Source organism: Streptomyces achromogenes subsp. achromogenes, assembly GCF_000720835.1.
In the GTDB taxonomy this organism is placed as follows: domain Bacteria; phylum Actinomycetota; class Actinomycetes; order Streptomycetales; family Streptomycetaceae; genus Streptomyces; species Streptomyces achromogenes.
Genome location: NZ_JODT01000005.1, coordinates 190,206 through 216,635, shown reverse-complemented (window position 1 = coordinate 216,635; position 26,430 = coordinate 190,206). Strand labels below are relative to the sequence as shown.

General features: G+C 72.7%; 24 protein-coding genes and 1 pseudogene. 20 read left to right on the top strand and 5 right to left on the bottom strand.

Features of this window, described 5'->3' with window-relative positions:
* Nucleotides 1–62: 62 nt before the first annotated feature.
* From hrcA to IH25_RS42165, 16 genes and pseudogenes are all read left to right on the top strand, one after another.
* A complete protein-coding gene (gene hrcA, locus IH25_RS0107350; RefSeq protein WP_030604953.1) occupies nt 63–1,079 on the top strand; it encodes a heat-inducible transcriptional repressor HrcA in 1,017 nt (338 codons plus the stop codon).
* The gene (dnaJ, locus tag IH25_RS0107345) at nt 1,080–2,216 is read left to right on the top strand and encodes a molecular chaperone DnaJ (RefSeq protein ID WP_030604949.1); all 1,137 of its coding nucleotides are present in this window, start codon (nt 1,080–1,082) and stop codon (nt 2,214–2,216) included. It begins immediately after the preceding gene.
* Nucleotides 2,217–2,315: 99 nt separating this feature from the next.
* On the top strand, nt 2,316–3,404 hold the full coding sequence (locus tag IH25_RS0107340) for a nitronate monooxygenase (protein WP_030604946.1): 1,089 nt from the start codon (nt 2,316–2,318) through the stop codon (nt 3,402–3,404).
* Nucleotides 3,401–4,138, top strand: a complete 738-nt coding sequence (locus tag IH25_RS0107335) for a 16S rRNA (uracil(1498)-N(3))-methyltransferase (RefSeq protein ID WP_030604943.1) — start codon at nt 3,401–3,403, stop codon at nt 4,136–4,138. The genes IH25_RS0107340 and IH25_RS0107335 overlap by 4 nt, the downstream gene beginning before the upstream one ends.
* 20 nt (nt 4,139–4,158) lie before the next feature.
* A complete protein-coding gene (locus IH25_RS0107330; RefSeq protein WP_030604941.1) occupies nt 4,159–4,551 on the top strand; it encodes a VOC family protein in 393 nt (130 codons plus the stop codon).
* A gap of 57 nt (nt 4,552–4,608) precedes the next feature.
* The gene (locus IH25_RS0107325) at nt 4,609–7,839 is read left to right on the top strand and encodes a S41 family peptidase (RefSeq protein ID WP_209445280.1); all 3,231 of its coding nucleotides are present in this window, start codon (nt 4,609–4,611) and stop codon (nt 7,837–7,839) included.
* A gap of 113 nt (nt 7,840–7,952) precedes the next feature.
* Entirely contained in the window at nt 7,953–8,306 is a 354-nt protein-coding gene (locus tag IH25_RS0107320; protein ID WP_030604935.1) for a histidine triad nucleotide-binding protein, read from the top strand.
* Between the two features lie 6 nt (nt 8,307–8,312).
* Nucleotides 8,313–9,218, top strand: a complete 906-nt coding sequence (locus IH25_RS0107315) for a ribonuclease Z (RefSeq protein ID WP_030604932.1) — start codon at nt 8,313–8,315, stop codon at nt 9,216–9,218.
* A 20-nt stretch (nt 9,219–9,238) separates the two neighbouring features.
* On the top strand, nt 9,239–10,243 hold the full coding sequence (locus IH25_RS0107310) for an adenosine deaminase (protein ID WP_030604928.1): 1,005 nt from the start codon (nt 9,239–9,241) through the stop codon (nt 10,241–10,243).
* 140 nt (nt 10,244–10,383) lie between these two features.
* A complete protein-coding gene (locus IH25_RS0107305; RefSeq protein WP_030604924.1) occupies nt 10,384–11,673 on the top strand; it encodes a glucarate dehydratase family protein in 1,290 nt (429 codons plus the stop codon).
* 91 nt (nt 11,674–11,764) lie between these two features.
* Nucleotides 11,765–12,922: a carbohydrate kinase family protein gene (locus tag IH25_RS0107300; protein ID WP_030604921.1), complete on the top strand. Its 1,158-nt coding sequence runs from the start codon at nt 11,765–11,767 to the stop codon at nt 12,920–12,922.
* 157 nt (nt 12,923–13,079) lie between these two features.
* Complete coding sequence (locus tag IH25_RS0107295) at nt 13,080–14,159, top strand: PhoH family protein (RefSeq protein ID WP_078844162.1); 1,080 nt, start codon at nt 13,080–13,082, stop codon at nt 14,157–14,159.
* Between the two features lie 12 nt (nt 14,160–14,171).
* Nucleotides 14,172–14,669, top strand: a complete 498-nt coding sequence (ybeY, locus tag IH25_RS0107290) for an rRNA maturation RNase YbeY (RefSeq protein WP_030604915.1) — start codon at nt 14,172–14,174, stop codon at nt 14,667–14,669.
* A 9-nt stretch (nt 14,670–14,678) separates the two neighbouring features.
* Nucleotides 14,679–15,980 carry a hemolysin family protein gene (locus IH25_RS0107285; protein ID WP_030604912.1) on the top strand — a complete coding sequence of 434 codons (1,302 nt, stop codon included), beginning with the start codon at nt 14,679–14,681 and terminating at the stop codon, nt 15,978–15,980.
* A complete protein-coding gene (locus tag IH25_RS0107280; RefSeq protein WP_030604909.1) occupies nt 15,977–16,336 on the top strand; it encodes an MmcQ/YjbR family DNA-binding protein in 360 nt (119 codons plus the stop codon). Before IH25_RS0107285 ends, IH25_RS0107280 begins: the two co-directional genes overlap by 4 nt.
* Before the next feature lie 47 nt (nt 16,337–16,383).
* A pseudogene (locus IH25_RS42165) lies at nt 16,384–16,725 on the top strand (cytidine deaminase); the annotation flags it as partial.
* A 16-nt stretch (nt 16,726–16,741) separates the two neighbouring features.
* Here IH25_RS42165 and IH25_RS0107275 read toward each other — a convergent pair.
* Nucleotides 16,742–17,080: a P-II family nitrogen regulator gene (locus tag IH25_RS0107275; RefSeq protein WP_030604907.1), complete on the bottom strand. Its 339-nt coding sequence runs from the start codon at nt 17,078–17,080 to the stop codon at nt 16,742–16,744.
* Nucleotides 17,077–18,387, bottom strand: coding sequence for an ammonium transporter (locus IH25_RS0107270; RefSeq protein WP_030604905.1), 1,311 nt, complete (start codon nt 18,385–18,387; stop codon nt 17,077–17,079). Before IH25_RS0107270 ends, IH25_RS0107275 begins: the two co-directional genes overlap by 4 nt.
* Nucleotides 18,388–18,562: 175 nt before the next feature.
* Between IH25_RS0107270 and era the strand changes: the two genes are divergently transcribed.
* Nucleotides 18,563–19,516 (top strand): GTPase Era, encoded by a 954-nt coding sequence (gene era / locus IH25_RS0107265; protein WP_030604902.1) that lies wholly within the window; start codon nt 18,563–18,565, stop codon nt 19,514–19,516.
* 4 nt (nt 19,517–19,520) lie between these two features.
* Here era and IH25_RS0107260 read toward each other — a convergent pair whose 3' ends face one another.
* The 3 genes from IH25_RS0107260 to IH25_RS0107250 are packed head-to-tail and all read right to left on the bottom strand — an operon-like array spanning nt 19,521 to nt 22,240.
* A complete protein-coding gene (locus IH25_RS0107260; protein WP_030604899.1) occupies nt 19,521–20,837 on the bottom strand; it encodes a GH1 family beta-glucosidase in 1,317 nt (438 codons plus the stop codon).
* A gap of 44 nt (nt 20,838–20,881) precedes the next feature.
* Nucleotides 20,882–21,148 (bottom strand): protealysin inhibitor emfourin, encoded by a 267-nt coding sequence (locus tag IH25_RS0107255; RefSeq protein ID WP_030604894.1) that lies wholly within the window; start codon nt 21,146–21,148, stop codon nt 20,882–20,884.
* Between the two features lie 21 nt (nt 21,149–21,169).
* On the bottom strand, nt 21,170–22,240 hold the full coding sequence (locus IH25_RS0107250) for a M4 family metallopeptidase (protein ID WP_030604891.1): 1,071 nt from the start codon (nt 22,238–22,240) through the stop codon (nt 21,170–21,172).
* Between the two features lie 342 nt (nt 22,241–22,582).
* Here IH25_RS0107250 and leuA point away from each other — a divergent pair, with 342 nt between their 5' ends.
* The 3 genes from leuA (at nt 22,583) to IH25_RS0107235 (ending at nt 26,427) form a co-directional block, all read left to right on the top strand.
* Complete coding sequence (gene leuA / locus IH25_RS0107245; protein ID WP_030604888.1) at nt 22,583–24,304, top strand: 2-isopropylmalate synthase; 1,722 nt, start codon at nt 22,583–22,585, stop codon at nt 24,302–24,304.
* Nucleotides 24,305–24,481: 177 nt separating this feature from the next.
* Nucleotides 24,482–25,177, top strand: a complete 696-nt coding sequence (locus IH25_RS0107240; RefSeq protein WP_030604884.1) for a TerB family tellurite resistance protein — start codon at nt 24,482–24,484, stop codon at nt 25,175–25,177.
* Nucleotides 25,178–25,227: 50 nt separating this feature from the next.
* A complete protein-coding gene (locus IH25_RS0107235) occupies nt 25,228–26,427 on the top strand; it encodes a sialidase family protein (protein ID WP_030604882.1) in 1,200 nt (399 codons plus the stop codon).
* The last annotated feature ends 3 nt before the right edge of the window (nt 26,428–26,430 follow it).

The following is a 26,430-nucleotide window of genomic DNA, read 5'->3' as shown; positions in this document are numbered from 1 at the left end:
GGGAAGAGTGCCAGGCGGACGACCCGATGGGACGAGGGACGACGTGCTGGAGGTGCGCGCGAATGCTGAGTGAACGCAGGCTTCAGGTACTGCGCGCCATCGTCCAGGACTACGTGGGCACCGAGGAGCCGGTCGGTTCCAAGGCGCTCACCGAGCGGCACAACCTCGGCGTCTCCCCGGCCACCGTCCGCAACGACATGGCGGCCCTGGAGGACGAGGGGTACATCGCGCAGCCGCACACCAGCGCGGGGCGCATCCCCACCGACAAGGGCTACCGCCTGTTCGTGGACAAGCTCGCGGGCGTGAAGCCGATGACCGCGCCCGAGCGGCGGGCGATCCAGAACTTCCTGGAGGGCGCCGTCGACCTCGACGACGTCGTGGCCCGCACGGTGCGGCTGCTCGCGCAGCTGACCCGGCAGGTCGCCGTCGTGCAGTACCCGTCGCTGACCCGGTCCACGGTCCGGCACGTCGAGCTGCTCTCGCTCGCCCCGGCGCGCGTGATGCTCGTGCTGATCACCGACACCGGCCGGGTCGAGCAGCGTATGGTCGACTGTCCGGCCCCGTTCGGCGAGGCCTCGCTGGCGGACCTGCGGGCCCGGCTGAACAGCAGGGTCGCGGGCCGCCGGTTCACCGATGTGCCGATGCTGGTCGAGGACCTGCCGGACGCCTTCGAGCCAGAGGACCGAGGTACGGTCTCCACGGTGCTCTCCACTCTGCTGGAGACACTCGTGGAGGAGAACGAGGAGCGGCTGATGATCGGCGGTACCGCCAATCTCACCCGCTTCGGGCACGACTTCCCCCTCACGATCAGGCCCGTCCTGGAGGCACTGGAGGAGCAGGTCGTGCTCCTCAAGCTCCTCGGCGAGGCCAAGGACCCGGGCGTGACCGTGCGCATCGGCCACGAGAACGCCCACGAGGGACTCAACTCCACGTCCGTCGTGTCGGTCGGTTACGGTTCGGGCGGCGAGGCGGTTGCCAAGCTCGGCGTGGTCGGACCGACCCGCATGGACTACCCGGGAACGATGGGAGCGGTACGCGCAGTGGCACGGTACGTCGGACAGATCCTGGCGGAGTCGTAAGTGGCCACGGACTACTACGCCGTTCTCGGCGTGCGCCGCGACGCGTCGCAGGATGAGATCAAGAAGGCGTTCCGGCGGCTCGCGCGCGAGCTGCACCCGGACGTCAACCCGGATCCGAAGACCCAGGAGCGGTTCAAGGAGATCAACGCCGCTTACGAGGTGCTGTCGGACCCGCAGAAGAAGCAGGTCTACGACCTCGGCGGCGACCCGCTCTCGCAGTCCGGCGGCGCCGGCGCGGGCGGCTTCGGGGCCGGCGGCTTCGGCAACTTCTCCGACATCATGGACGCGTTCTTCGGTACGGCGTCGCAGCGCGGGCCGCGCTCGCGCACCCGGCGCGGCCAGGACGCGATGATCCGGATCGAGGTCGAGCTGGACGAGGCGGCCTTCGGGACGACCAAGGACATCCAGGTCGACACCGCCATCGTCTGCAACACCTGCAACGGCGAGGGCGCGGCGCCCGGCACGTCCGCGCAGACGTGTGACATGTGCCGCGGCCGGGGCGAGGTCTCGCAGGTCACCCGGTCCTTCCTGGGCCAGGTCATGACCTCCCGGCCGTGCCCGCAGTGCCAGGGCTTCGGCACGGTCGTGCCGACCCCGTGCCCGGAGTGCGCCGGCGACGGCCGCGTCCGCTCCCGCCGCACGCTCACCGTGAAGATCCCCGCCGGTGTCGACAACGGCACCCGGATCCAGCTCGCGGGCGAGGGCGAGGTCGGCCCCGGCGGCGGCCCGGCCGGCGACCTGTACGTGGAGATCCACGAGCTGCCGCACCCCACGTTCCAGCGGCGCGGCGACGACCTGCACTGCACGGTCACCATCCCGATGACGGCGGCGGCGCTCGGCACCAAGGTCCCGCTGGAGACCCTGGACGGCATGGAGGAGGTCGACATCCGGCCCGGCACCCAGTCCGGCCAGTCGATCCCGCTGCACGACCGCGGTGTCACGCACTTGCGCGGCGGCGGCCGGGGCGACCTGATCGTGCACGTCGAGGTCCAGACCCCGACCAAGCTGGACCCCGAGCAGGAGCGCCTGCTGCGCGAACTGGCCAAGCTCCGCGGCGAGGAACGGCCCCAGGGCCAGTTCCAGCCGGGGCAGCAGGGCCTGTTCTCGCGGCTGAAGGACGCGTTCAACGGCCGCTGAACCATGTGGGCGCCTCCGGGATGTGCCGGGGGCGTCTCAGGGTCGTTCCGGGGGATGCCCCGATTCCGGCCGGTCCGAGGGACGTGACACCATGCGGTCATGTCCTCCGCGCTGACCGATCTCTTCCCCCTCCCGATCGTGCAGGCACCCATGGCGGGCGGAGTCTCCGTCCCGCAGCTCGCCGCCGCCGTCTGCGAGGCCGGCGGCCTCGGGTTCCTCGCCGCCGGGTACAAGACCGCCGACGGGATGTACCAGGAGATCAAGCGGCTGCGCGGGCTCACGAGCCGCCCGTTCGGCGTCAACGTGTTCATGCCGCAGCCCGAGCTCGCCGAGTCCGGCGCCGTCGAGGTCTACGCCCACCAGCTGGCCGGCGAGGCCGCCTGGTACGAGACGGAGCTGGGCGACCCGGACCGCGGCCGGGACGACGGCTACGACGCCAAGCTCGCCGTCCTGCTCGACGACCCGGTCCCGGTGGTCTCCTTCCACTTCGGCGTGCCGGACCGCGAGGTCATCGCCCGGCTGCGCCGGGCCGGCACCCTCACCCTGGTCACCGCCACCACCGCGGAGGAGGCCCGCGCGGTCGAGGCGGCCGGGGCGGACGCGGTCATCGCGCAGGGCGTGGAGGCCGGCGGCCACCAGGGCACCCACCGCGACTCGCCCGAGAACGACGGCGCCGGCCTCGGACTGCTGTCGCTCCTCCCGCAGGTCCGCGAGGCCGTGGACATCCCGGTCGTCGCCGCCGGCGGCATCATGCGCGGTGGCCAGATCGCCGCCGTCCTCGCGGCCGGCGCCGACGCGGCCCAGCTCGGCACCGCCTTCCTCGCCACCGACGAGTCCGGCGCGCCCGACCCGCACAAACGGGCGCTGACCGACCCCCTCTTCACGCGCACCCGGCTGACCCGCGCGTTCACCGGCCGCCCGGCCCGCTCCCTGGTCAACCGCTTCCTGCGCGAGCACGGCCCGTACGCGCCCGCCGCCTACCCGGACGTCCACCACCTCACCGCGCCGCTGCGCAAGGCCGCCGCGCAGGCCGGTGACGCGCAGGGCATGGCGCTGTGGGCGGGACAGGGCCACCGGATGGTCCGGGAGCTGCCGGCCGGGCGGCTGGTGGAGGTGCTGGCGGCGGAACTCGCCGAGGCCCGGACAGCGTTGTCGGACGAGTCCCGTAAGGGGGGTGAGGGCGCGTGACCGCCCCCGTCTTCGTGGTGGAGCGCTTCGAGCCGGACGGCGACCGGTACGTCCTGGAGGGCGCCGAGGGCCGCCACGCGGTGTCCGTGAAGCGGCTGCGGCCCGGCGAGGAGGTCGTCCTCACCGACGGCGCCGGGCGCTACGCGCGGTGCGAGGTGACGGGCACCGAGGGCAAGGACCGGCTGATCGTCCGCGGGGAGCCGGTGGCCGAGGAACCGGCGCCGAGCCCCCGGATCACCGTCGTCCAGGCCCTGCCCAAGGGCGACCGCGGGGAGGTCGCCGTGGAGACCATGACCGAGGTCGGCGTCGACGCGATCGTGCCCTGGCAGGCGTCCCGCTGCATCACCCAGTGGAAGGGCGACCGCGGGCTGAAGGCCCTCGGCAAGTGGCGGGCCACCGCCCGCGAGGCCGGCAAGCAGTCCCGCCGGGTCCGCTTCCCCGAGGTCGCGGACGCGGCGACGACCAAGCAGGTGGCCGCGCTGCTCGCCCGCGCCGACTTCGCCGCCGTGCTGCACGAGAGCGGCACCGAGCGGCTGGCCACCGCCCCGCTGCCCACCGAGGGCGAGATCGTGCTGGTCGTCGGCCCCGAGGGGGGCGTCTCCCCGGAGGAGCTGGCGCTCTTCGCCGAGGCCGGTGCCACGCCGTACGTCCTCGGCCCGACCGTCCTGCGCACCTCCACCGCCGGCACCGCCGCCACGGCCCTGCTGCTGGCCCGCACCGGCCGCTGGTCCTAGCACCCCACCCGGAGGCACCCGTGGAACTCGCCCAAGTACGGCTGCTGGTCAGCGACTTCGCCGCCTGCTACCGCTTCTACGCCGATGTCCTCGGTCTGAAGCCGCAGTCCGGTGCGACCGGGGGACCGTACGAGAAGTTCAGCCCGCACACCGGGTCCGCCGGGATCGCCCTCCAGGACCGTTCGATGATGGCCGAGGTCCTGGCCGAGCTGGGCGACACCGCCACCGGGCACCGCTCCATGGTCGTGCTGCGCGTCGACGACCTCGACGCCTACTGCGCCGGGGTCACGGCCCGGGGCGGGACCCTGCTGCACGGCCCGGCGCCCCTGACCGACCGCATGCGCGTGGCCCATCTGAAGGACCCGGAGGGCAACTTGGTGGAACTCCAGGAGTGGCTGCTGCTGCGCGGCTGACCGCGAGTGACCGGAAACCGGGGGCGGGGCGGGCCCGTCGCTGCGTAGAGTGACGGGGTGACTCAGGGTGCTTCGACGGGAAACACGCACGGCTCCGGCTACCTCCGGTTCCCCCATCTGCACGGCGACTTGGTGACCTTCGTCGCCGAGGACGACGTATGGCTCGCCCCGCTGGACGGCGGCCGGGCCTGGCGGGTCAGCGCCGACAACATGCCGGTGACCCGGCCCCGCCTGTCCCCGGACGGACGGCACCTCGCCTGGACCTCCACCCGGGACGGCGCCCCCGAGGTGCATGTCGCCCCGGTCGACGGCGGGCCCGCCAAGCGGCTGACGTACTGGGGCAACTCCCGTACGGAGGTGTGCGGCTGGACCCCGGACGGGCGGGTGCTCGCGCTCGGCGCGCACGGCCGGCACAGCTTCCGGCACACCTGGGCGCACGCCGTCCCGCTGGACGGCGGCCCGGCCGAGACCCTGCCCTACGGCCCGGTCGGCGGCGTCGCCCTCGGCCCGGCCACCGTGCTGCTGTCCGCGCCGATGGGCCGCGAGGCCGCCTACTGGAAGCGCTACCGGGGCGGCACGGCGGGCAAGCTGTGGATCGACCGGGCCGCCCGGGGCGAGGACGGCGCCGGGGAGTTCGTACGGCTGCACGCGGACCTCGACGGGAACATCGAGTGCCCGGTGTGGGCGGGAGACCGCATCGCGTTCCTGTCCGACCACGAGGGCACCGGCGCGCTCTACTCCTCCCTCGCCGACGGCTCCGACCTGCGCCGGCACACACCTCTCGACACTTTCTACGCCCGGCACGCGGCCGGCGACGGCACCCGGATCGTCTACAGCTCGGCCGGTGAACTGTGGCTGCTGGACGACCTGGAGGGCGCCGAGCCGCGCCGGCTGGAGATACGGCTCGGCGGGCCCCGCGTGGACCTCAGGCCGTACCAGGTCAACGCCTCCCGCTGGTTCGGCGAGGCGTCCCCCGACCACACCGCGCGCGGCAGCGCCGTCTGCGTGCGCGGCGGCGTCCACTGGGTCACCCACCGCTCCGGCCCCGCCCGCGCCCTGGCCGCCACCCCCGGCGTCCGCGCCCGGCTGCCGCGCGCCTTCCGCGCCGACGGCGAGGAGTGGGTGGTGTGGGTGACGGACGCCGAGGGCGAGGACGCCCTGGAGTTCGCGCCGGCGACCGGGACCGTCCCCGGCGCCCCGCCGCGGCGGCTGGCCGCCGGACAGCTCGGCCGGGTCCTGGAGCTGGCCATGGCGCCCGACGGCAGCCGGGCCGCCGTCGCCGCGCACGACGGCCGGCTGCTGCTGGTCGAACGCGAGACCGGCGAGGTCCGCGAGGTCGACCGCAGCGACGACGGCGAGGTCTCCGGCCTCGCCTTCTCCCCGGACTCCGCCTGGCTGGCCTGGTCCCACCCCGGGCCGCGCCCGCTGTCCCAGCTGCGCATCGCCCACACCACCGACCTGTCGGTCACCGAGGCGACCCCGCTGCGCTTCCAGGACTACGCGCCCGCCTTCACCCTCGACGGCAAACACCTCGCGTTCCTCTCCAACCGCGCCTTCGACCCGGTCTACGACGAACACGTCTTCGACCTCGCCTTCGTGGTGGGCGCCCGGCCGCACCTGATCACCCTGGCCGCCACCACCCCCTCGCCGTTCGGCCCGCAGCGCCACGGCCGCCCCTTCGAGACCCCCGACAAGGACGAGACCCCCGACAGCGAGGGCACCCCGGCCACCCGCGTCGACCTCGAAGGGCTCGCCGACCGGATAGTCCCCTTCCCGGTGGAGGCCGGCCGCTACTCCACGCTGCGCGCCGCCAAGGACGGCGTCCTGTGGCTGCGCCACCCCGTGCGGGGCGTCCTCGGCGCCTCCCGCGCCCACCCCGAGGACCCCGACCCGCACACCGAGCTGGAGCGCTACGACCTCGCCCAGCGCCGCCTGGAACACCTCGCCGCCGACGCCGACCACTTCGAGGCCAGCGGCGACGGCAAACGCCTGCTGCTGTGGAGCGACGGCCGGCTGCGGGTCGTGCCCAGCGACCGCCGCACCGGCAGCGACGACGACGGCGACACCAGCGTCACCGTCGATCTCGCCCGGGTCCGGCAGACCGTCGACCCGGCCGCCGAGTGGCGGCAGATGTACGACGAGACGGGCCGCCTGATGCGCGACCACTTCTGGCGTCCCGACCTCGGCGGCGCCGACTGGCCCGGGATCCTCGACCGCTACCGCCCGCTGCTGGCCCGTCTCGCCACCCACAGCGACCTGGTCGACCTGCTGTGGGAGGTGCACGGCGAACTCGGCACCTCGCACGCCTACGTCACCCCGCGCGGCGGCTCGGGACGTGCCCGGCACGGCCTGCTGGGCGCCGACATCTCCCGGCACGAGGACGGCAGCTGGCGCATCGACCGGATCCTGCCGGCGGAGACCTCCGACCCGGACGCCCGCTCCCCGCTCGCCGCGCCGGGCGTCGCGGTCCGCCCCGGAGACGCGATCATCGCGGTGGCCGGGCACCCGGTCGACCCGGTGACGGGCCCGGGGCCGCTGCTGGCCGGCACGGCGGGCCACCCGGTGGAGCTGACCGTCTCCCCGGCCGGCGGCGGCGAGCCCCGGCACACCGTCGTCGTCCCCGTCGCCGACGAGGAACCCCTGCGCTACCACGCCTGGGTCGCCGACCGCCGCGCCCACGTCCACGCGGCCTCCGCCGGCCGCCTCGGCTACCTCCACGTCCCCGACATGCAGGCCCCCGGCTGGGCCCAGATCCACCGGGACCTGCGCGTGGAGGTCGCCCGCGAGGGACTCGTGGTGGACGTCCGGGAGAACCGCGGCGGCCACACCTCCCAGCTGGTGGTGGAGAAGCTGGCCCGCCGGATCATCGGCTGGGACCTCGCCCGCGGCATGCGTCCCACCAGCTACCCGCTCGACGCGCCGCGCGGCCCGGTCGTCGCCGTCGCCAACGAGTTCTCCGGCTCGGACGGCGACATCGTCAACGCGGCGATCAAGGCCCTGGGCATCGGCCCGGTCGTCGGCACCCGCACCTGGGGCGGGGTCATCGGCATCGACAGCCGCTACCGCCTGGTCGACGGCACCCTGGTCACCCAGCCCAAGTACGCGATCTGGCTGGAGGGCCTCGGCTGGGACGTGGAGAACCACGGCGTGGACCCCGACGTGGAGGTCGTCCAGCGGCCCCAGGACTGGGCATCGGGCACGGACGCCCAGCTGGACGCGGCGATCGCGCTCGCGCTGGAGGCGCTGGAGGAACAGCCCGCGAAAACTCCGCCCGGCTTGCCGACCTAAGGGGCGCGGGGCGGTACCGATCTGCGGCTCCGCCGCGTGGGCGCGAGCAACCACATACGACCCGCACCCGAACGACTACGATGCCCACCGTAGTGATCACAGGAGGCACACGCATGTCCGGAGAGCCGCAGAACGACTGCCTGTTCTGCCGAATCGTCGCGGGCGAGATCCCGGCGACAATCGTTCGCGAAACAGAGACAACCGTGGCTTTCCGGGACATAAATCCCCAAGCCCCCACCCACATTCTTGTCATCCCCAAAGCCCACTACGAGAACGCGGCCGCCCTGGCCGCCGAAGCGCCGCAGGCGGCCGCGGACGTGCTCGCCGAGACCAAGGCCGTGGCCGACGCGGAGGGGCTCGACAGCTACCGCCTCGTCTTCAACACCGGGTCCGGCGCCGGCCAGACCGTCTGGCACGCCCACGCGCACGTCCTCGGCGGCCGCGGCCTCCAGTGGCCCCCGGGATAAGCGCCCGTGTCCGTACGTGAACTGGTGGTCCTCGGCACCGCGAGCCAGGTCCCGACCCGGCACCGCAACCACAACGGCTATCTGCTGAGGTGGGACGGCGAGGGCATCCTCTTCGACCCCGGCGAGGGCACGCAGCGGCAGATGCTGCGCGCCGGGGTCGCCGCCCACGACCTGCACCGGATCTGCGTCACGCATTTCCACGGCGACCACTCCCTGGGCCTGGCCGGAGTCATCCAGCGGATCAACCTGGACCGGGTGCCGCACGAGATCACCGCGCACTACCCGCGCTCCGGCCGTCGCTTCTTCGAGCGCCTGCGCTACGCGACCGCCTACCGCGAGACCGTCTCCCTGACCGAGGCCCCGGTCGCCGCCGACGGCCTCCTCGCGGTCACCCGGTCGTACACCCTGGAGGCGCGCCGGCTCTCGCACCCCGTGGAGTCCTACGGCTACCGGCTCGTCGAGCCCGACGGCCGCCGCATGCTGCCCGGCCGGCTCGCCGCGCACGGCGTCCAGGGCCCGGACGTGGGCCGGCTCCAGCGGGAGGGGCGGCTCGGGGACGTGGCCCTGGAGGACGTCAGCGAGGTGCGGCGCGGACAGCGGTTCGCGTTCATCATGGACACCCGGCTCTGCGACGGCGTGCACGCGCTCGCGGAGGACTGCGACCTGCTCGTCATCGAGTCCACGTTCCTGGACGAGGACGCGGACCTCGCCGCCGAGCACGGGCACCTGACGGCCGGGCAGGCCGCCGCCGTGGCCCGGGACGCCGGGGTGCGGCACCTGGTGCTCACGCACTTCAGCCAGCGCTACACCGACCCCGAGGAGTTCGGGCGGCAGGCGCGGGCGGCCGGGTTCACCGGGGAGCTGACCGTGGCCCACGACCTGCTGCGGGTGCCGCTTCCGAAACGGCGGTAAAACACCCGTACGATGCTTTGATGCCTCTCCCCAAAGCTGAACTGCACCTCCATATCGAAGGCACCCTGGAGCCGGAGCTGGCGTTCGAGCTGGCCGCCCGCAACGGCGTGCGCCTGCCGTACGCGGACACCGACGCCCTCCGCGAGGCCTACCGCTTCGCGGACCTCCAGTCCTTCCTGAACCTGTACTACGAGCTGATGGCCGTCCTGCGCACCGAGGACGACTTCGCCGACCTGGCGAACGCCTACCTCGCCCGGGCCGCCGCGCAGGGCGTGCGGCACGCGGAGATCTTCTTCGACCCGCAGGCCCATGTGGCCCGGGGCGTGTCGATGGGCACGGTCGTGGAGGGGCTGTGGCGGGCGCTGGGGGAGAGCGAGGCGAACCACGGCGTCTCCACCAGGCTGATCATGTGCTTCCTGCGGGACGAGTCCGCCGAGTCGGCCCTGCTCACGCTGGAGGCCGCGCGGCCGTACCTGGACCGGATCACCGGTATCGGCCTGGACTCCGCCGAGGTCGGGCATCCCCCGGCGAAGTTCCGCGAGGTGTACGAGGCCGCCGCCGCGCTCGGGCTGCGCCGGGTCGCGCACGCCGGTGAGGAGGGGCCGCCGGAGTACATCACCCAGGCGCTGGACGTGCTGGGCGTGGAGCGCGTCGACCACGGGCTGCGCTGCGTGGAGGACCCGGCGCTGGTCGAGCGGCTGGTCCGGGAGCGGATCCCGCTCACCCTGTGCCCGCTGTCCAACGTGCGCCTGCGGGCCGTCGACACCCTCGCCGACCACCCATTGCCGGCCATGCTCGACGCCGGGCTGCTGTGCACGGTCAACTCCGACGACCCGGCGTACTTCGGCGGGTACGCGGGCGACAACTTCGCGGCCGTGCACGAGAGCCTGGGCCTGACCCGGGACCGGCTGCGCGAGCTGGCCCGCAACTCCTTCCTCGCCTCCTTCCTGGAGGACGACGAGGAGCGCCGGGCCCGCTACCTCGCCGAGGTGGACGCGTACGAGTTCGGGGACGACGTGTCGTAGGACCGCGTGCCGCTGCCGTGGCCGGGGTGTGTGATCCCGGCCACGGTGTCGTTTGCGGGTGGTGGCCCTGGGGAGAATCGTCTAGCCTGCGTTCTCATATATAGACGTTATTCATGAGGAGAGATGGTGGGGGCCTTCCTGTGACCCGTGACCTGACCATCGCCGAGGTGTGGCTGACGCCGATCCTGGTGGCCGACCCCCCGCTGCTCAACACCCAGGGCGTGCACCAGCCGTACACCCCCCGGCTGATCGTGGAGATCGTCACCGCCGACGGGGTCACCGGGCTCGGCGAGACCTACGGCGACACCAAGTACCTGGAGCCGGCCCGGTCGCTGGCCGAACGGCTCGTCGGGCGCTCGGTCATGGACGTGAACGGCCTGTTCGGGATCGACCTGGCCGTGGACGCCTCCCGGGTCGAGGGCGGGACGGACGCGGGCGGTCTGCGCGGGGCGCAGACCGCCGACAAGCTGCGGCTGTCGGTGCTGTCCGCCTTCGAGGTCGCCTGCCTCGACGCCCAGGGCCGGGCGCTCGGCCTGCCCGTGCACGCGCTGCTCGGCGGGAAGGTCCGCGACGCCGTCGAGTACAGCGCCTACCTCTTCTACAAGTGGGACGCGCACCCGGCGGGCGTTGCCGCCGAGCCCGACGAGTGGGGCGCCGCGCTCGACCCGGCCGGCGTGGTCGAGCAGGCCCGCCTGTTCCAGCGGCGGCACGGCTTCGGCTCGTTCAAGCTCAAGGGCGGCGTCTTCCCGCCCGAGCAGGAGACGGCCGCCGTCCGCGCCCTCGCCGAGGCCTTCCCCGGGCACCCGCTGCGGCTCGACCCCAACGGCGCCTGGTCGGTCGCCACCTCCCTGAAGGTCGCGAGGGAGCTGGGCGACGTCCTGGAGTACCTGGAGGACCCGACGCTGGGCACGCCCGCCATGGCCGAGGTGGCCGCCCGCACCGACGTGCCGCTGGCCACCAACATGTGCGTGACCACCTTCGGCGAGATCAAGGAGGCGTTCACCAAGGACGCCGTCCAGGTCGTCCTGTCCGACCACCACTACTGGGGCGGGCTGCGCAACACCCAGCGGCTCGCCGCGATCTGCGCCGCCTTCGGGGTCGGCGTCTCCATGCACTCCAACACCCACCTCGGCATCAGCCTCGCCGCGATGACCCAGGTGGCGGCCACGGTCCCCGGTCTGCACCACGCCTGCGACTCCCACTACCCCTGGCAGTCCGAGGACGTCCTCACCGAGCGCATCGCCTTCGAAGGCGGCCGGGTCGCCGTGTCCGACGCGCCCGGCCTCGGCGTCGAGCTGGACCGGGACGAACTGGCCCGGCTGCACCGGCGCTGGACGGACGACGACGGCGCGCTGCGCGACCGCGACGACGCGGCGGCGATGCGCGCCGCCGACCCCGCCTGGCACACCCCGGCGATGCCCCGCTGGTGACCGGCGCGGCCCGCCGGTGACCGGCCCCTGGCATTCCGGTGCCCGTGCTGGTGCACACTGGCCGGAACCGCACCACGCCAGGGAGCGCACCGTGACGTCGTCGCACACCTTCGCCCGAGAGGAACCGGAACACCTCACCCAGGCAGCGCGCCGCCAGGTCCAGGTCGACCCGCTCGCCGCGCTGCGCGCCCCCGGCGACCCGCCCTGGGACGTCTACCTCACCGGCACGGTCTTCCTCGACATCATCTTCACCGGCCTGGACTCGGCGCCGGTACGCGGCACCGAGTCCTGGGCCCGGGGCATGGGCTCCAGTCCCGGCGGCGTCGCCAACATGGCCGCCGCCCTGGCCCGGCTCGGCCTGCGCACCGCGCTCGCCGCCGCGTTCGGCGACGACCACTACGGCGAGTACTGCTGGGACGCGCTGGAACAGGGCGAGGGCATCGACCTCTCGGCCTCGCGGACCGTGCCCGGCTGGCACTCCCCGGTCACCGTCTCCATGGCCTACGAGGGCGAGCGGACCATGGTCTCGCACGGCCACGAGCCGCCGCCCGAGGCCGTTTTCGGCCCCGACGGGGGTCCCGCCCGGCCGCCCCGCGCGCGGGCCGCCGTGGCCTCCCTCACCCCGGGCCGCGGCGACCCGTGGATCGCCGAGGCCGCCCGCGCGGGCACCCGGATCTTCGCCGACGTCGGCTGGGACGAGACGGGCGCCTGGGATCTGGCCGGCCTGCCCGACCTCAGGTACTGCGAGGCGTTCCTGCCCAACGCGGAGGAGGCGCGCCGCTACACCGGCGCCGACTGCCCCCGGGCCGCCGCGCACGCGCTGACCGAGTGCGTGCCGGTGGCCGTGGTGACCCTCGGAGAGGAGGGCGCCTACGCGGTGGACCGGCGTACCGGGGAGGCCGCCGAGGTCCCCGCGATCGCCGTGCGGGCGCTGGACCCCACCGGGGCCGGGGACGTGTTCGTCGCCGGGTTCGTGACCGGCTCCCTGGCCGGCTGGCCGCTGGCCGACCGGCTGGCCTTCGCCGGGCTCACGGCCGCGCTGTCGGTGCAGGAGTTCGGCGGCTCGCTGTCCGCGCCCGGCTGGTCGGAGATCGGGGCGTGGTGGCGCGAGGTGCGGTCCCTGCCCGGGCAGGATCCGATGGCCCTGGAGCGGTACGCCTTCCTGGAGGACCTCGTCCCCCGGCGGCTGGACCGGCCCTGGCCGCTGCGCCGGGCCGTGCCCACCATCGGGTTCGGCCGCTCGGCCTGAGCGGAGCGCACGGGACGGGAGCACGGCGGGCCGGAAAAACGGTCGTAGGAAAAGCCCTACGGCGTTGTCAGTCCCCCGTCGTACCCTGGACTGTGCGAGGCCGCCGTCAGCCGTGCGGCCGTGACGAGGAGGAAGCGCAGGCCTTCAGCGCCGGCCCATGACACAGACACCGACAGCTCACACCCCCGCGCAGGAGCAGGCGAGAGCGCAGTTCACCGTCCCCGCCCAGCACCCCATGGTGACCGTGCTGGGTTCCGGCGACTCCCTCCTGCGCGTGATCGAGAGGGCCTTCCCGGCGGCCGACATCCATGTCCGGGGCAATGAGATCAGCGCGGTCGGCGACCCCGTCGACGTCGCCCTGATCTCGCGCGTGTTCGACGAGATGATGCTGGTGCTCCGCACCGGGCAGCCGATGACGGAGGACGCAGTGGAACGCTCGATCGCCATGCTCAAGGCGAGCGAGAACGGCACGAACGACGGGCCCGAGACCCCGGCGCAGGTGCTCACGCAGAACATCCTGTCCTCGCGTGGCCGCACCATCCGCCCCAAGACCCTCAACCAGAAGCGGTACGTCGACGCGATCGACAAGCACACGATCGTCTTCGGCATCGGCCCCGCCGGCACCGGCAAGACCTACCTGGCCATGGCCAAGGCCGTGCAGGCCCTGCAGTCCAAGCAGGTCAACCGGATCATCCTGACCCGCCCGGCGGTGGAGGCGGGCGAGCGCCTCGGCTTCCTGCCCGGCACCCTCTACGAGAAGATCGACCCGTATCTGCGCCCGCTGTACGACGCGCTGCACGACATGATCGACCCGGACTCCATCCCCCGGCTGATGGCCGCCGGGACGATCGAGGTCGCGCCGCTCGCGTACATGCGCGGCCGCACGCTCAACGACGCCTTCATCATCCTGGACGAGGCCCAGAACACCAGCCCCGAGCAGATGAAGATGTTCCTCACCCGCCTCGGCTTCGACTCCAAGATCGTGATCACGGGTGACGTGACGCAGGTCGACCTGCCCGGCGGGCAGAAGTCCGGCCTGCGCCAGGTGCAGGAGATCCTCGAAGGCGTCGAGGACGTCCACTTCTCCCGGCTGTCGTCCCACGATGTCGTACGGCACAAGCTGGTGGGCCGTATCGTCGACGCGTACGAGCAGTACGACAGCCGGCACGGCACCGAGAACGGCGGCTCGCCCAAGGGCGGCCGGGGCACCGGTGCCAAAGGCTCCAAGGGGAAGTAGACCAGCACGACCATGTCGATCGACGTCAACAACGAGTCCGGCACCGAGGTAGACGAGCAGGCGATCCTGGACATCGCCCGCTACGCGCTCGCGCGGATGCGCATCCACCCGCTCTCCGAGCTCTCGGTGATCGTCGTGGACACCGACGCCATGGAGCAGCTGCACATCCAGTGGATGGACCTGCCGGGCCCCACCGATGTCATGTCCTTCCCCATGGACGAGCTCCGGCCGCCGTCCAAGGACGACGACGAGCCGCCGCAGGGGCTGCTCGGCGACATCGTGCTGTGCCCGGAGGTCGCCGCCCGGCAGGGCGCCGAAGCGCCCACCCGGCACTCCATGGACGAGGAGCTCCAGCTGCTCACCGTCCACGGCGTGCTGCACCTGCTCGGGTACGACCACGAGGAGCCCGACGAGAAGGCCGAGATGTTCGGGCTCCAGGCGGCCATCGTGGACGGCTGGCGGGCCGAGCGCGGCCTGACCGGCCCGTCGCCCGCGCCGACCGTCTCGTAAGCGGGCCGCATGTCCCTCCAGCTCGTGCTCGGCGCGATCGCGCTCGTCGTCGTGGCCTGGCTCGCCGCCTGTGCGGAGGCGGGCCTCGCCCGTGTCTCCAGCTTCCGCGCCGAGGAGGCCGTGAAGTCCGGCCGGCGCGGCAGTGCCCGGCTCGCCCAGGTCGCCGCCGACCCCACCCGCTATCTGAACGTGGCCCTGCTGGTCAGGGTGGCCTGCGAGATGGCCGCCGCGACCCTGGTCACCTACGCCTGCCTCCGGGAGTTCTCCGCCACCTGGCAGGCCCTGCTGGTCGCCCTCGGCGTGATGGTCCTCGTGTCGTACGTCGCCGTCGGCGTCTCGCCGCGCACCATCGGCCGCCAGCACCCGATCCACACCGCGACCGCGGCGGCCTATGTGCTGCTGCCGCTGGCCCGGATCATGGGCCCGGTGCCCTCCCTGCTGATCCTCATCGGCAACGCGCTCACGCCCGGCAAGGGCTTCCGGCACGGTCCCTTCGCCTCCGAGGCGGAGCTGCGCGCGCTGGTCGACCTCGCCGAGAAGGAGTCGCTGATCGAGGACGAGGAGCGCCGGATGGTGCACTCGGTGTTCGAACTGGGCGACACCCTGGTGCGCGAGGTCATGGTGCCGCGCACCGACCTGGTCACCATCGAGCGCTTCAAGACCATCCGCCAGGCCCTCACCCTGGCCCTCAGGTCCGGCTTCTCACGGATACCGGTCACCGGTGAGAGCGAGGACGACATCATCGGGATCGTGTACCTGAAGGACCTGGTCCGCAAGACGCACATCAGCCGGGAGGCGGAGGGCGACCTGGTGTCCACGGCGATGCGCCCGGCCGTGTTCGTGCCCGACACCAAGAACGCCGGCGACCTGCTGCGCGAGATGCAGAAGGAACGCAACCACGTCGCCGTCGTCATCGACGAGTACGGCGGCACCGCCGGCATCGTCACCATCGAGGACATCCTGGAGGAGATCGTCGGCGAGATCACCGACGAGTACGACCGGGAACTGCCGCCCGTGGAGGACCTCGGCGACGACCGCTTCCGGGTCACCGCCCGCCTGGACATCACCGACCTCGGTGAGCTGTACGGCCTGGAGGAGTACGACGACGAGGACGTGGAGACCGTCGGCGGGCTGCTCGCCAAGGCGCTCGGCCGGGTGCCCATCGCCGGCGCGTCCGCCGAGGTGCGGCTGCCGGACGAGCGGGTGCTGCGGCTGACGGCGGAGGCCGCGGCCGGCCGCCGCAACAAGATCGTCACGGTGCTGGTCGAGCCGGTCCCCGTGCCGGCCGCCGAGGAGGAGAAGGCCGAGTGACCCCCGAGGAGCTGCGCGCCTTCTGCCTGTCGTTCAACGCGGCGGTGGAGGACTTCCCGTTCGGCCCGGAGTTCTCGGTCTTCAAGGTGCTGGGCAAGATGTTCGCCCTGACGACGCTGGACGCGCGGCCCCTGACGGTCAACCTCAAGTGCGACCCGGAGGACGCGATCCGGCTGCGCGCCGAGCACGAGGGGCTGATCGTGCCCGGCTGGCACATGAACAAACGGCATTGGAACACGGTGACCGTCGACGGGGCGCTGCCGGACCGGCTGGTCAGGGAGCTGATCGAGGACTCCTACGACCTGGTCGTGGCGGGGCTGCCGCGCGCGGAGCGGCTGCGGCTCGACCGGCCGTGACGCACCCGTGGCGGGGCGGGCCCGGCGCGGCTTCGTATGCTCGGGGCATGACCGAGAGCACCGGGCTTGACCCCGAGGACCGCAAGATCGTCACCCTGGCCCGTTCCGCGCGGGCCCGCAACGTCGTGCCCGAGGGCGCCGCCGTACGGGACGAGACCGGGCGCACGTATGTCGCCGGGACGGTGGAGCTGCCCTCGCTGAAGCTGAGCGCGCTGCGGACCGCCGTCGCGATGGCCGTGGCCTCGGGGGCGCGGTCCCTGGAGGCGGCGGCCGTGGTGAGCGACGCGGAGTCGGTGCCGGCCGAGGACCTGTCCGCCGTGGCCGACCTCGGCGGCACCGGCACCCCGGTCCTGCTCGCCGCCCCCGACGGCACGGTACGGGTCACCGTCCCCGGGGCGCTGCCGGTCAGAGCGCGTCGGGCCCGCGCTCGCCGGTCCGCACCCGGACGACCGTCTCGACGGGCACGGCCCACACCTTTCCGTCGCCGATCTTCCCGGTCCGGGCGGCGCCGACCACCGCGTCGATCACGTCGTCGGCGACCGCGTCCTCCACGACCACCTCGATCCGCGCCTTCGGCACCAGGTCGACCCGGTACTCGGCCCCCCGGTAGACCTCGGTGTGCCCGCGCTGCCGGCCGTAGCCGCTGGCCTCGGTCACGGTCATCCCGTGCACCCCGAGCTCCCGCAGGGCGGTCTTGACCTCGTCCAGACGGTACGGCTTGACGATCGCGGTGATGAGCTTCATGCCTGGGACTCGACCTTCTGGACGGTGAGCGGGGCGGAGTGGGAGACCGGGGCGCCGTGGCCCAGGACGCCGTGATCGTATGCGGTCTCGGCGTGCACCGTAAGGTCCAGACCGGTGTACTCCTGCTCCTCGCTCGCCCGGAGGCCCAGCGCCTTGTCGAGCAGCTTGCCCAGCCCGTACGTCACCGAGAACGCGTACGCCGCCACGGCCGCCACCGCCAGCAGCTGCCGGCCGAGCGGGGCGAGCCCGCCGCCGTGGAACAGGCCCTGCGCGCCGCCGGTCATGGCCTTCTCGGCGAACAGGCCGATCAGCACGGTGCCGATGATCCCGCCGACCAGGTGGACACCGACCACGTCCAGGGAGTCGTCGTAGCCCAGCTTGAACTTCCAGCTCACCGCGTAGGAGCAGACGACACCGGCGGCCAGCCCCACGACCAGCGCGCCGAGCAGGGAGACCGTGCCGCAGGACGGGGTGATCGCGACCAGGCCGGCCACCGCGCCGGAGGCGGCGCCCAGGGTGGTCGGGTGGCCGTCGCGCCGCTGCTCGACGAAGAGCCAGCCGAGCAGGCCGGTGCAGCCGGCGGCGAGCGTGTTGAGGAACGCGGCGGCGGCGAGGCCGTTCGCGCCGAGCGCGGAACCGGCGTTGAAGCCGAACCAGCCGAACCACAGCAGCCCGGCGCCCAGGACCACCATGGGCAGGTTGTGAGGGCGCATGGCGTCGCGTTTGAAGCCCAGCCGGGGCCCGAGGACCAGGCACAGGGCGAGCCCGGAGGCACCGGAGGTGATCTCGACCGGCAGCCCGCCGGCGAAGTCGAGGGCGCCGAGCCGGTCCGTGACCCAGCCGCCGGGACCCCACACCCAGTGGGTGACCGGAACGTATACCAGCAGCGTCCACACCGGGACGAAGACCAGCCACGCCGAGAATTTCGTGCGGTCCGCCACCGCGCCGCTGATCAGCGCGGCCGTGATGATCGCGAAGGTGAGCTGGAAGGTGGCGAACAGCACGGTGGGGACCGTGCCGTGGACGCTGTCCGGGCCGAGGCCGCGCATCCCGGCGTGCTCCAGACCGCCGAGCAGGCCGCCGCCGAGGTCGTCACCGAAGGCCAGGGAGTAGCCGGCCGCCAGCCAGACCACCGTGACCAGGGCGATCGACACGAAACTCATCATCAGCATGTTGAGGACGCTCTTCGTGCGGACCATGCCGCCGTAGAACAGGGCCAGGCCCGGGGTCATCAGCAGGACGAGGGCGGTCGCGGCGAGCAGCCAGGCGGTGTCGCCGGTGTCGGCGTGGGGTGCGGCGAGGATCACGGGCGTCTCCAACGGGCGTGGGGCTGCGCACGAGGGTCACCGGTGTGCGTTTCCGGTCGCGTACGGGTGTGTTTCCGTGACGTTTCGTTGCCGCCGGGTTTCCGGAAGCTCACCGGCGGGGGCGGTGGGCGGCGGTGGTACGGCGCCGCTTCGTGGATCAGGGACAATGGGCGGCATGAGCGTTCGCACCCAGACTTCCGAGCAGCCGGCCGAGTCCGTCCACCGCGCCGGCTTCGCCTGCTTCGTGGGCCGCCCCAACGCGGGCAAGTCCACCCTGACGAACGCTCTGGTCGGGCAGAAGGTGGCGATCACCTCCAACCGCCCGCAGACCACCCGGCACACGGTGCGGGGCATCGTGCACCGGCCGGACGCCCAGCTGATCCTGGTCGACACCCCCGGGCTGCACAAGCCGCGCACGCTGCTCGGCGAGCGGCTGAACGACGTGGTCCGCACGACGTGGGCCGAGGTCGACGTGATCGGCTTCTGCCTGCCGGCGGACCAGAAGCTCGGCCCCGGTGACCGGTTCATCGCCAAGGAACTGGCCGGCATCAAGAAGACGCCGAAGGTCGCGATCGTCACCAAGACCGACCTGGTCGACCCCAAGACCCTCGCCGAGCAGCTGATCGCCATCGACCAGCTGGGCAAGGAGCTGGGCATCGAGTGGGCGGAGATCGTGCCGGTGTCGGCGGTCGGCGACAAGCAGGTGGACCTGCTGGCCGACCTGCTCATCCCGATGCTTCCCGAGGGGCCCGCGCTCTACCCCGAGGGCGATCTGACGGACGAGCCCGAGCAGGTGATGGTGGCCGAGCTGATCCGCGAGGCCGCGCTGGAAGGCGTACGCGACGAGCTGCCGCACTCCATCGCGGTGGTCGTGGAGGAGATGCTCCCGCGCGAGGACCGCCCCGCCGACCGGCCGCTGCTGGACATCCACGCCAACGTCTACATCGAGCGCCCCAGCCAGAAGGGCATCATCATCGGCCCCAAGGGCAAGCGGCTGAAGGAGGTCGGCATCAAGTCCCGCAAGCACATCGAGGCGCTGCTGGGGACGCCGGTCTTCCTGGACCTGCACGTCAAGGTGGCCAAGGACTGGCAGCGCGACCCCAGGCAGCTGCGCAAGCTGGGCTTCTGAGGTCTCACCGGCGCTGGGCCCGCAGCACCTCCCGGTACCAGTGGTACGACGCCTTCGGGGTGCGCGTCAGCGTCGCGTAGTCCACGTGCACCAGGCCGAAGCGGCGGGTGTAGCCCTCGGCCCATTCGAAGTTGTCCAGCAGGGACCAGACGAAGTAGCCGCGGACGTCCACACCGGCGGCGCGGGCGCTGTGGACGGCGCGGATGTGGGCGTCCAGGTAGGCGATGCGGTCCTGGTCGTCGACGCCTTCGTAGGAGCAGCCGTTCTCGGTGATGAGGACGGGCGGGAGCCGGTCGCCGTAGCGGTCGTGGAAGCCGGTGAGGAGTTCGGTCAGGCCCTCGGGGACCACCGGCCAGCCGAAGTCGGTCACCGGGTAGCCCTCGATCTCCCGCACCGAGAAGGGCAGTTCGGCGGGGAGTGCCAGGCCGCCGTACTCGCCGTTGCCGTCCCCGGGCGCACCCACCCGGGACGGCGCGTAGTAGTTGACGCCGTACCAGTCGACGGGTCCGGCGATCACCTTCAGATCCTCCGCCGCGTTGTCGCCCATCAGCTCCGCCAGGCCCTCCGGGTACGCGCCCAGGAGCACCGGCTCGGCGAACAGCCGGTTGAGCAGGGTGTCGTAGAGGTCCGCGGCCGCGATGTCGGCCGGGTCGTCGGACGCGGGCCATACCGGGCCGTGGGAGTTGGCGATGCCGATGTCCGCCGCGCCGGCCGCGCGCAGCGCCCGCACGGCGAGGCCGTGGGCGAGGAGCTGGTGGTGGGCGGCGGGCAGGGCGTCGAACAGCAGCCGCCGGCCGGGGGCGTGGGCGCCGATCGCATGGCCCAGCAGGGTGTGCTCGGCCGGTTCGTTGAGGGTGATCCAGGTGGCCACCCGGTCGCCGAGCCGGTCCGCCACCACCGCCGCGTAGTCGGCGAACCGGTACGCCGTGTCCCGGTCCAGCCAGTCCAGTGAGGCGGGCAGGTCCCAGTGGAAGAGGGTGGGCACGGGCCGTACGCCCGCCGCGCACAGCTCGTCCACCAGGCGGTCGTAGAAGTCCAGGCCGCCGGCGGAGTTCACCCGGGGCCAGGAGACGGAGAAGCGGTACGCGTCCACGCCGAGGCCCGCGAGCAGGGCCACGTCCTCGGTGTAGCGGTGGTAGTGGTCGCAGGCCACCGCCGCCGTCGAGCCGTCCCGCACCCGCCCCGGACCGGCCGTGAACTCGTCCCAGACGGACGGCTCCCGCACGTCGGCCGCGCCCTCGATCTGATGGGCCGAGGTCGACACGCCCCACAGGAAGCCGGCCGGGAACCGGGGTATCTCGGTGCCTGCGTCAGTCGCCATGGGCGGGATCATCCGCATCCCCGGCGACGGAAGTCAACGCCTCGTCACGCGCCTTCCTTCAGCACTCGTGCGACCAACTCCCTCTCGTCGTCGGTGAGCCGGGGATCGGCCGTGCACACCGTGCGGCCGTCGACCGTGATCTCGTAGCTGAAACCGTCCGGGACGCCCGCCGGGGGCGCGCTCCGGCCGGACGCGAGGACGCGCCCGGCCAGGGCCTGCCACTCCTCGGCGTCGGGCCGGTCGCAGGTGTCCACCTCGGCCTCGCGCTCGATGCCCGCGAAACCGCCTGTACGCCGTACTCGAATACGCATGGCTACGTGTCTAGTACGGAACTACAGCGTGCGCACCCCCACCTGTTCCCAGGCCTTCTGCACGGCCCGCAGTTCGTCCCCGGCGCCGTACCGCTCCCGGGCCGCCTTCACCGTCAGCGTGGCGAAGTCGGTGAACTGGGCGTCCTCCTTGAGGTCGCCGCCGGTCAGCACGTCGTACCAGACCTGCCCGGCCTTCTCCCAGGAGTGGCCGCCGAGGGCGGTGGCGGTCAGGTAGAAGGCGTGGTTGGGGATGCCGGAGTTGATGTGCACGCCGCCGTTGTCGCGGCTGGTGCGGACGTAGTCCTCCATCCGCGCCGGCTGCGGGTCCTTGCCGAGGACGTCGTCGTCGTACGCCGTGCCCGGGGCCTTCATCGAGCGCAGGGCGGTGCCGGTGACGCGCGGGGCGAGCAGCCCGGCGCCGATCAGCCAGTCGGCCTCGGCGGCGGTCTGGCCGAGCGTGTACTGCTTGATCAGCGAGCCGAAGACATCGGAGAGCGACTCGTTGAGCGCGCCGGACTGGCCGTGGTAGTCCAGGTTGGCGGTGTGCTGGGTGACGCCGTGGGTCAGCTCGTGGCCGATGACGTCGACCGGGATGGTGAAGTCGAGGAAGACCTCGTTGTCCCCGTCGCCGAAGACCATCTGCTCGCCGTTCCAGAAGGCGTTGTCGTAGCCCTCGCCGAAGTGCACGGTGGCGTCCAGCGGCATGCCGTTGCCGTCGATGGAGCGCCGGCCGTACACCTTCAGATACAGGTCGAAGGTGGCGCCGAGGCCCGCGTAGGCCCGGTTGACGGAGGCGTCGGAGCCGGGCTCGGAGCCCTCCTCGCGGACCTTGGTGCCGGGCAGGTCCTGGGTGTGCTCGGCGTCGTAGATCGTCCGGTGCGGCCGGTCGTCGGCGGCGCCCTCGGGCGGGGCGACGGCGGCGGCGCCGATCACCGTGGTCAGGCGCCTCTTGGTGCGCTGGTAGGCGTCGTGCTCCAGGGACCGGCGGGCCGGGCCGGACAGGGCGGGGTCGTCGTTCCGGGCGAGCTGGTCGAGGACGTGCGGCGGCACGATCGTGCAGAAGACGGGCTCGAAGCCCCCGTTGCTGGTCATAACTGGAACCATCGCATTGTGTGACCTCACTGTCACTACCTGCCACCATGATTGGTGAAATACCCGGACAACGATGGCCACGCAGCGTGACGTTGTGGTACGGCGATGTGGGCTGGCGCACTTTTTGTCCGGATTCGCCGTGGGGTCCCGCATACTGGGACAGGCCCGCGCGTCCGGAACGGCTCGGCTAGGCTGCGGAGCATCATGCGTTCCTGGCTGCTTCTTCTTAGCTGCCGCGGCGAGGGTCTGTAGTCGAGGCCGACTCCCTCCCCGCGGAGCTCTGGCGTTGCGTCGTCGGCCGTCCGTCCGGATATCCGGGACACCCCGAGGAGCCCACGCATCATGGCCAACCGCCAGCAGCCCAGCCCCATGCCGATCCACAAGTACGGCCGCTACGAGCAGGTCGACATCCCGGACCGCACCTGGCCCGGCAAGCGGATCACCGCCGCGCCCCGCTGGCTCTCCACCGACCTGCGCGACGGCAACCAGGCGCTGATCGACCCGATGTCGCCCGAGCGCAAGCGCCGGATGTTCGACCAGCTGGTGAAGATGGGCTACAAGGAGATCGAGGTCGGCTTCCCCGCCTCCGGCCAGACCGACTTCGACTTCGTGCGCTCGATCATCGAGGAAGAGGGCGCGATCCCGGACGACGTCACGATCTCGGTGCTGACCCAGGCCCGCGAGGACCTGATCGAGCGCACGGTGGAATCCCTCAAGGGTGCCCGGCGCGCCACCGTCCACCTGTACAACGCCACCGCGCCGGTCTTCCGCCGGGTCGTCTTCCGCGGCTCCAAGGACGACATCAAGCAGATCGCCGTCGACGGCACCCGTCTGGTGATGGAGTACGCCGAGAAGCTGCTGGGTCCCGAGACCGAGTTCGGCTACCAGTACTCGCCGGAGATCTTCACCGACACCGAGCTGGACTTCGCCCTGGAGGTCTGCGAGGCGGTCATGGACGTCTGGCAGCCCGGCCCGGGCCGCGAGATCATCCTCAACCTGCCCGCCACCGTGGAGCGTTCCACCCCCTCCACGCACGCGGACCGCTTCGAGTGGATGCACCGCAACCTCTCCCGCCGCGAGTACGTCTGCCTGTCCGTGCACCCGCACAACGACCGCGGCACGGCCGTCGCCGCCGCCGAGCTGGCCCTGATGGCCGGCGCCGACCGCGTCGAGGGCTGCCTGTTCGGCCAGGGCGAGCGCACCGGCAACGTCGACCTGGTCACCCTGGGCATGAACCTGTTCTCCCAGGGCGTCGACCCGCAGATCGACTTCTCCGACATCGACGAGATCCGCCGTACGTGGGAGTACTGCAACCAGATGGAGGTCCACCCGCGCCACCCGTACGTGGGCGACCTGGTCTACACGTCCTTCTCCGGCTCCCACCAGGACGCCATCAAGAAGGGCTTCGACGCCATGGAGGCCGAGGCGAAGGCCAGGGGCGTCACGGTCGACGACATCGAGTGGGCGGTGCCGTACCTGCCCATCGACCCCAAGGACGTCGGCCGCTCCTACGAGGCCGTCATCCGGGTCAACTCCCAGTCCGGCAAGGGCGGCATCGCCTACGTCCTGAAGAACGACCACAAGCTGGACCTGCCGCGCCGGATGCAGATCGAGTTCTCCAGGATCATCCAGGCGAAGACCGACGCCGAGGGCGGCGAGATCACGCCGAAGGACATCTGGGCCGTCTTCCAGGACGAGTACCTGCCCAACCCGGACAACCCCTGGGGCCGCATCCAGGTCAGGACCGGCCAGTCCACGACGGACACCGACGGCGTGGACACCCTCACCGTCGAGGCCACCGTCGACGGCCGGGACACCGTCCTGACCGGCTCCGGCAACGGTCCGATCTCGGCCTTCTTCGACGCCCTGCACACCCTGGGCATCGACGTACGCCTGCTGGACTACCAGGAGCACACGATGAGCGAGGGCGCCTCCGCGCAGGCCGCCTCGTACATCGAATGCGCGATCGACGGCAAGGTCCTGTGGGGGATCGGCATCGACGCGAACACCACGCGCGCCTCCCTGAAGGCGGTCGTCTCCGCCGTCAACCGCGCCACCCGCTGACGGCCCCCTCGCCCGCACCCCCGCCCGCCGCCCAACCGGCGGGCGGGGACGCCGGTTTCCGGCCAACGCGCCCCCAGGTCACGGAAAGGTCTCCTACGGGGTACTGACTCCACCTCCTGGATGTGGCTAACATCACGCCAGCGCGGCGATGCTGCCGCGCCGTTACGGAGGTGCGACGTGCTGCCAGTACGGGGACGAGACGGCCGTGCCACCGGGGCCCTGCGCATCCTGGGCACCCGCACCGCGTGGACGCCCGTCGGCGACGGAGAGTTCTTCTGTCCCGGCTGCGGCGGCGACCGCAACTACCAGCGGCTCACCGGCCGCCGCAGGCTCACCCTGCTCGGCGTGCCCCTGCTGCCGCGCGGCGAGACCGGACCGGTCGTGGAGTGCGCCGCCTGCCGGCACCACTTCGGCACCGACGTCCTGGGCCACCCCACCACCCGCCGCTTCTCCGCGATGCTCCGCGACGCCGTGCACACCGTCGCCCTCGCCGTCCTCGCCGCGGGCGGCACCTCCTCCCGTACGGCCCTGGAGACGGCCGCCGCCACGGTCCGCGCGGCCGGCTTCGCCGACTGCACCGAGGAACAGCTCGCCGCGCTGGTCGACGCCCTCGCCGCCGACACCGGCCGGTACTTCGAGCAGCCGTCCGGGGCCGGGCTGACCATAGAGCTGCACGAGGCCCTGGACCCGCTCGCCCCGCACCTCGCCCCTCCCGGCCGCGAGGCCCTGCTCCTCCAGGGCGCCCGCATCGCCCTCGCCGACGGCCCCTACACCCCCGCCGAACGCGACGCCCTCGCCACCGTGGGCGCCGCCCTCACCATCCGCGCCGACGACGTCACCCGGCTGCTGGCCGCCGCCCGCACCCCCTCCTGATCACCCCGCCGGCGTAAGGACGGCGCCGCCGCCGCGGGCAGCATCAGCGTGTGACCCCGCGCAGCCGCTCCCACACGACCGTCCTCGCCCTCCTCACCGCACTCGGCGCCCTCACCGCGCTCACCACCCGGCAGCCCGCGCACGCGGCGCCCGGCACCTGCGAGACCTCGGTGCCGTACGTCTCCGGACAGGGCGGCTACGCCGTCTACCGCATCCCCGCCGTGGTGCGCACCCGGCCCGGCACCCTCCTCGCCTTCGCCGAGGGCCGCCGCGGCGGCGCCCAGGACAGCGGGGACATCGACGTCGTGCTGCGCCGCTCCGCCGACGGCGGCTGCACCTGGGACCCGCTCACCGTGGTCGCCGCCGGCCACGGCGACACCCGGGGCAACCCGGCCCCCGTCGTCGACCCGCGCACCGGCACCGTCGTCCTGGTGACCTGCGGCAACAGCGGCGGCGTGACCGAGGCGCGGATCATGCGCGGCGAGGTCGCCCCGGAGCGGGGCCGCCGGGTCTACGTCCAGCGCAGCGCGGACGACGGCCGGCACTTCACCGCCCCCCGGGACATCACCGACGCGGTGAAGCGGCCGGACTGGCGCTGGTACGCCACCGGCCCCGGCCACGCCCTCGCCCTCACCCGCGGCCCGCACACCGGCCGCCTGCTGATCCCCGCCAACCACTCCGCGGCCCCGCCCGCCGGCTCCCCCGACACCGGCCAGGAGGCCAGGTACTACGGCGGCCACGCCCTCTACAGCGACGACGTCGGCCACACCTGGCACCTCGGCTTCACGGACGCCGGCTACGACGGCGTCACCAACGCCAACGAGACCAGTGCCGCCCAGCTCCCCGACGGCCGCGTCTACCTCGCCGCCCGCGACCAGAACGGCACCGCGCCCGGCAACCGGCTCTACGGCTACTCCAGCGACGGCGGCCTCACCCTGGACCGCCCCTACGCCGTCCAGCCCGCCCTGAACGCCGTCCCCGTCGTCCAGGGCAGCGTCCTGCAGCCCGACACCCCGGGCGCGCCCCTGCTGTTCTCCGCGCCCTCCGTGCCCACCGCCCGCCGCGCCCTCGCCCTGTGGGCCGGTACGGACGCCGGCCGCGGCTTCCTCCCGCTGCGCACCCTCACCGACCGCCCGTCCGCCTACTCCGACCTCGTCCAGCTCGACGCCCGCCACATCGGCGTCCTCTACGAGACCGGCACCGACAGCCCCTACGAGACCCTGGAGTTCCGTCGCGTCCCGCTGCCCTGAATG

What these genes read in the sequence shown, in the direction of transcription:
- hrcA (WP_030604953.1), top strand. Translation starts at nt 63, where the DNA reads ATGCTGAGTGAACGCAGGCTTCAGGTACTGCGCGCCATCGTCCAGGAC.
- IH25_RS0107340 (WP_030604946.1), top strand. Translation starts at nt 2,316, where the DNA reads ATGTCCTCCGCGCTGACCGATCTCTTCCCCCTCCCGATCGTGCAGGCA.
- IH25_RS0107320 (WP_030604935.1), top strand. Translation starts at nt 7,953, where the DNA reads ATGTCCGGAGAGCCGCAGAACGACTGCCTGTTCTGCCGAATCGTCGCG.
- IH25_RS0107310 (WP_030604928.1), top strand. Translation starts at nt 9,239, where the DNA reads ATGCCTCTCCCCAAAGCTGAACTGCACCTCCATATCGAAGGCACCCTG.
- IH25_RS0107295 (WP_078844162.1), top strand. Translation starts at nt 13,080, where the DNA reads ATGACACAGACACCGACAGCTCACACCCCCGCGCAGGAGCAGGCGAGA.
- ybeY (WP_030604915.1), top strand. Translation starts at nt 14,172, where the DNA reads ATGTCGATCGACGTCAACAACGAGTCCGGCACCGAGGTAGACGAGCAG.
- IH25_RS0107285 (WP_030604912.1), top strand. Translation starts at nt 14,679, where the DNA reads ATGTCCCTCCAGCTCGTGCTCGGCGCGATCGCGCTCGTCGTCGTGGCC.
- IH25_RS0107275 (WP_030604907.1), bottom strand. Translation starts at nt 17,080, where the DNA reads ATGAAGCTCATCACCGCGATCGTCAAGCCGTACCGTCTGGACGAGGTC.
- era (WP_030604902.1), top strand. Translation starts at nt 18,563, where the DNA reads ATGAGCGTTCGCACCCAGACTTCCGAGCAGCCGGCCGAGTCCGTCCAC.
- IH25_RS0107260 (WP_030604899.1), bottom strand. Translation starts at nt 20,837, where the DNA reads ATGGCGACTGACGCAGGCACCGAGATACCCCGGTTCCCGGCCGGCTTC.
- IH25_RS0107255 (WP_030604894.1), bottom strand. Translation starts at nt 21,148, where the DNA reads ATGCGTATTCGAGTACGGCGTACAGGCGGTTTCGCGGGCATCGAGCGC.
- IH25_RS0107250 (WP_030604891.1), bottom strand. Translation starts at nt 22,240, where the DNA reads ATGACCAGCAACGGGGGCTTCGAGCCCGTCTTCTGCACGATCGTGCCG.
- leuA (WP_030604888.1), top strand. Translation starts at nt 22,583, where the DNA reads ATGGCCAACCGCCAGCAGCCCAGCCCCATGCCGATCCACAAGTACGGC.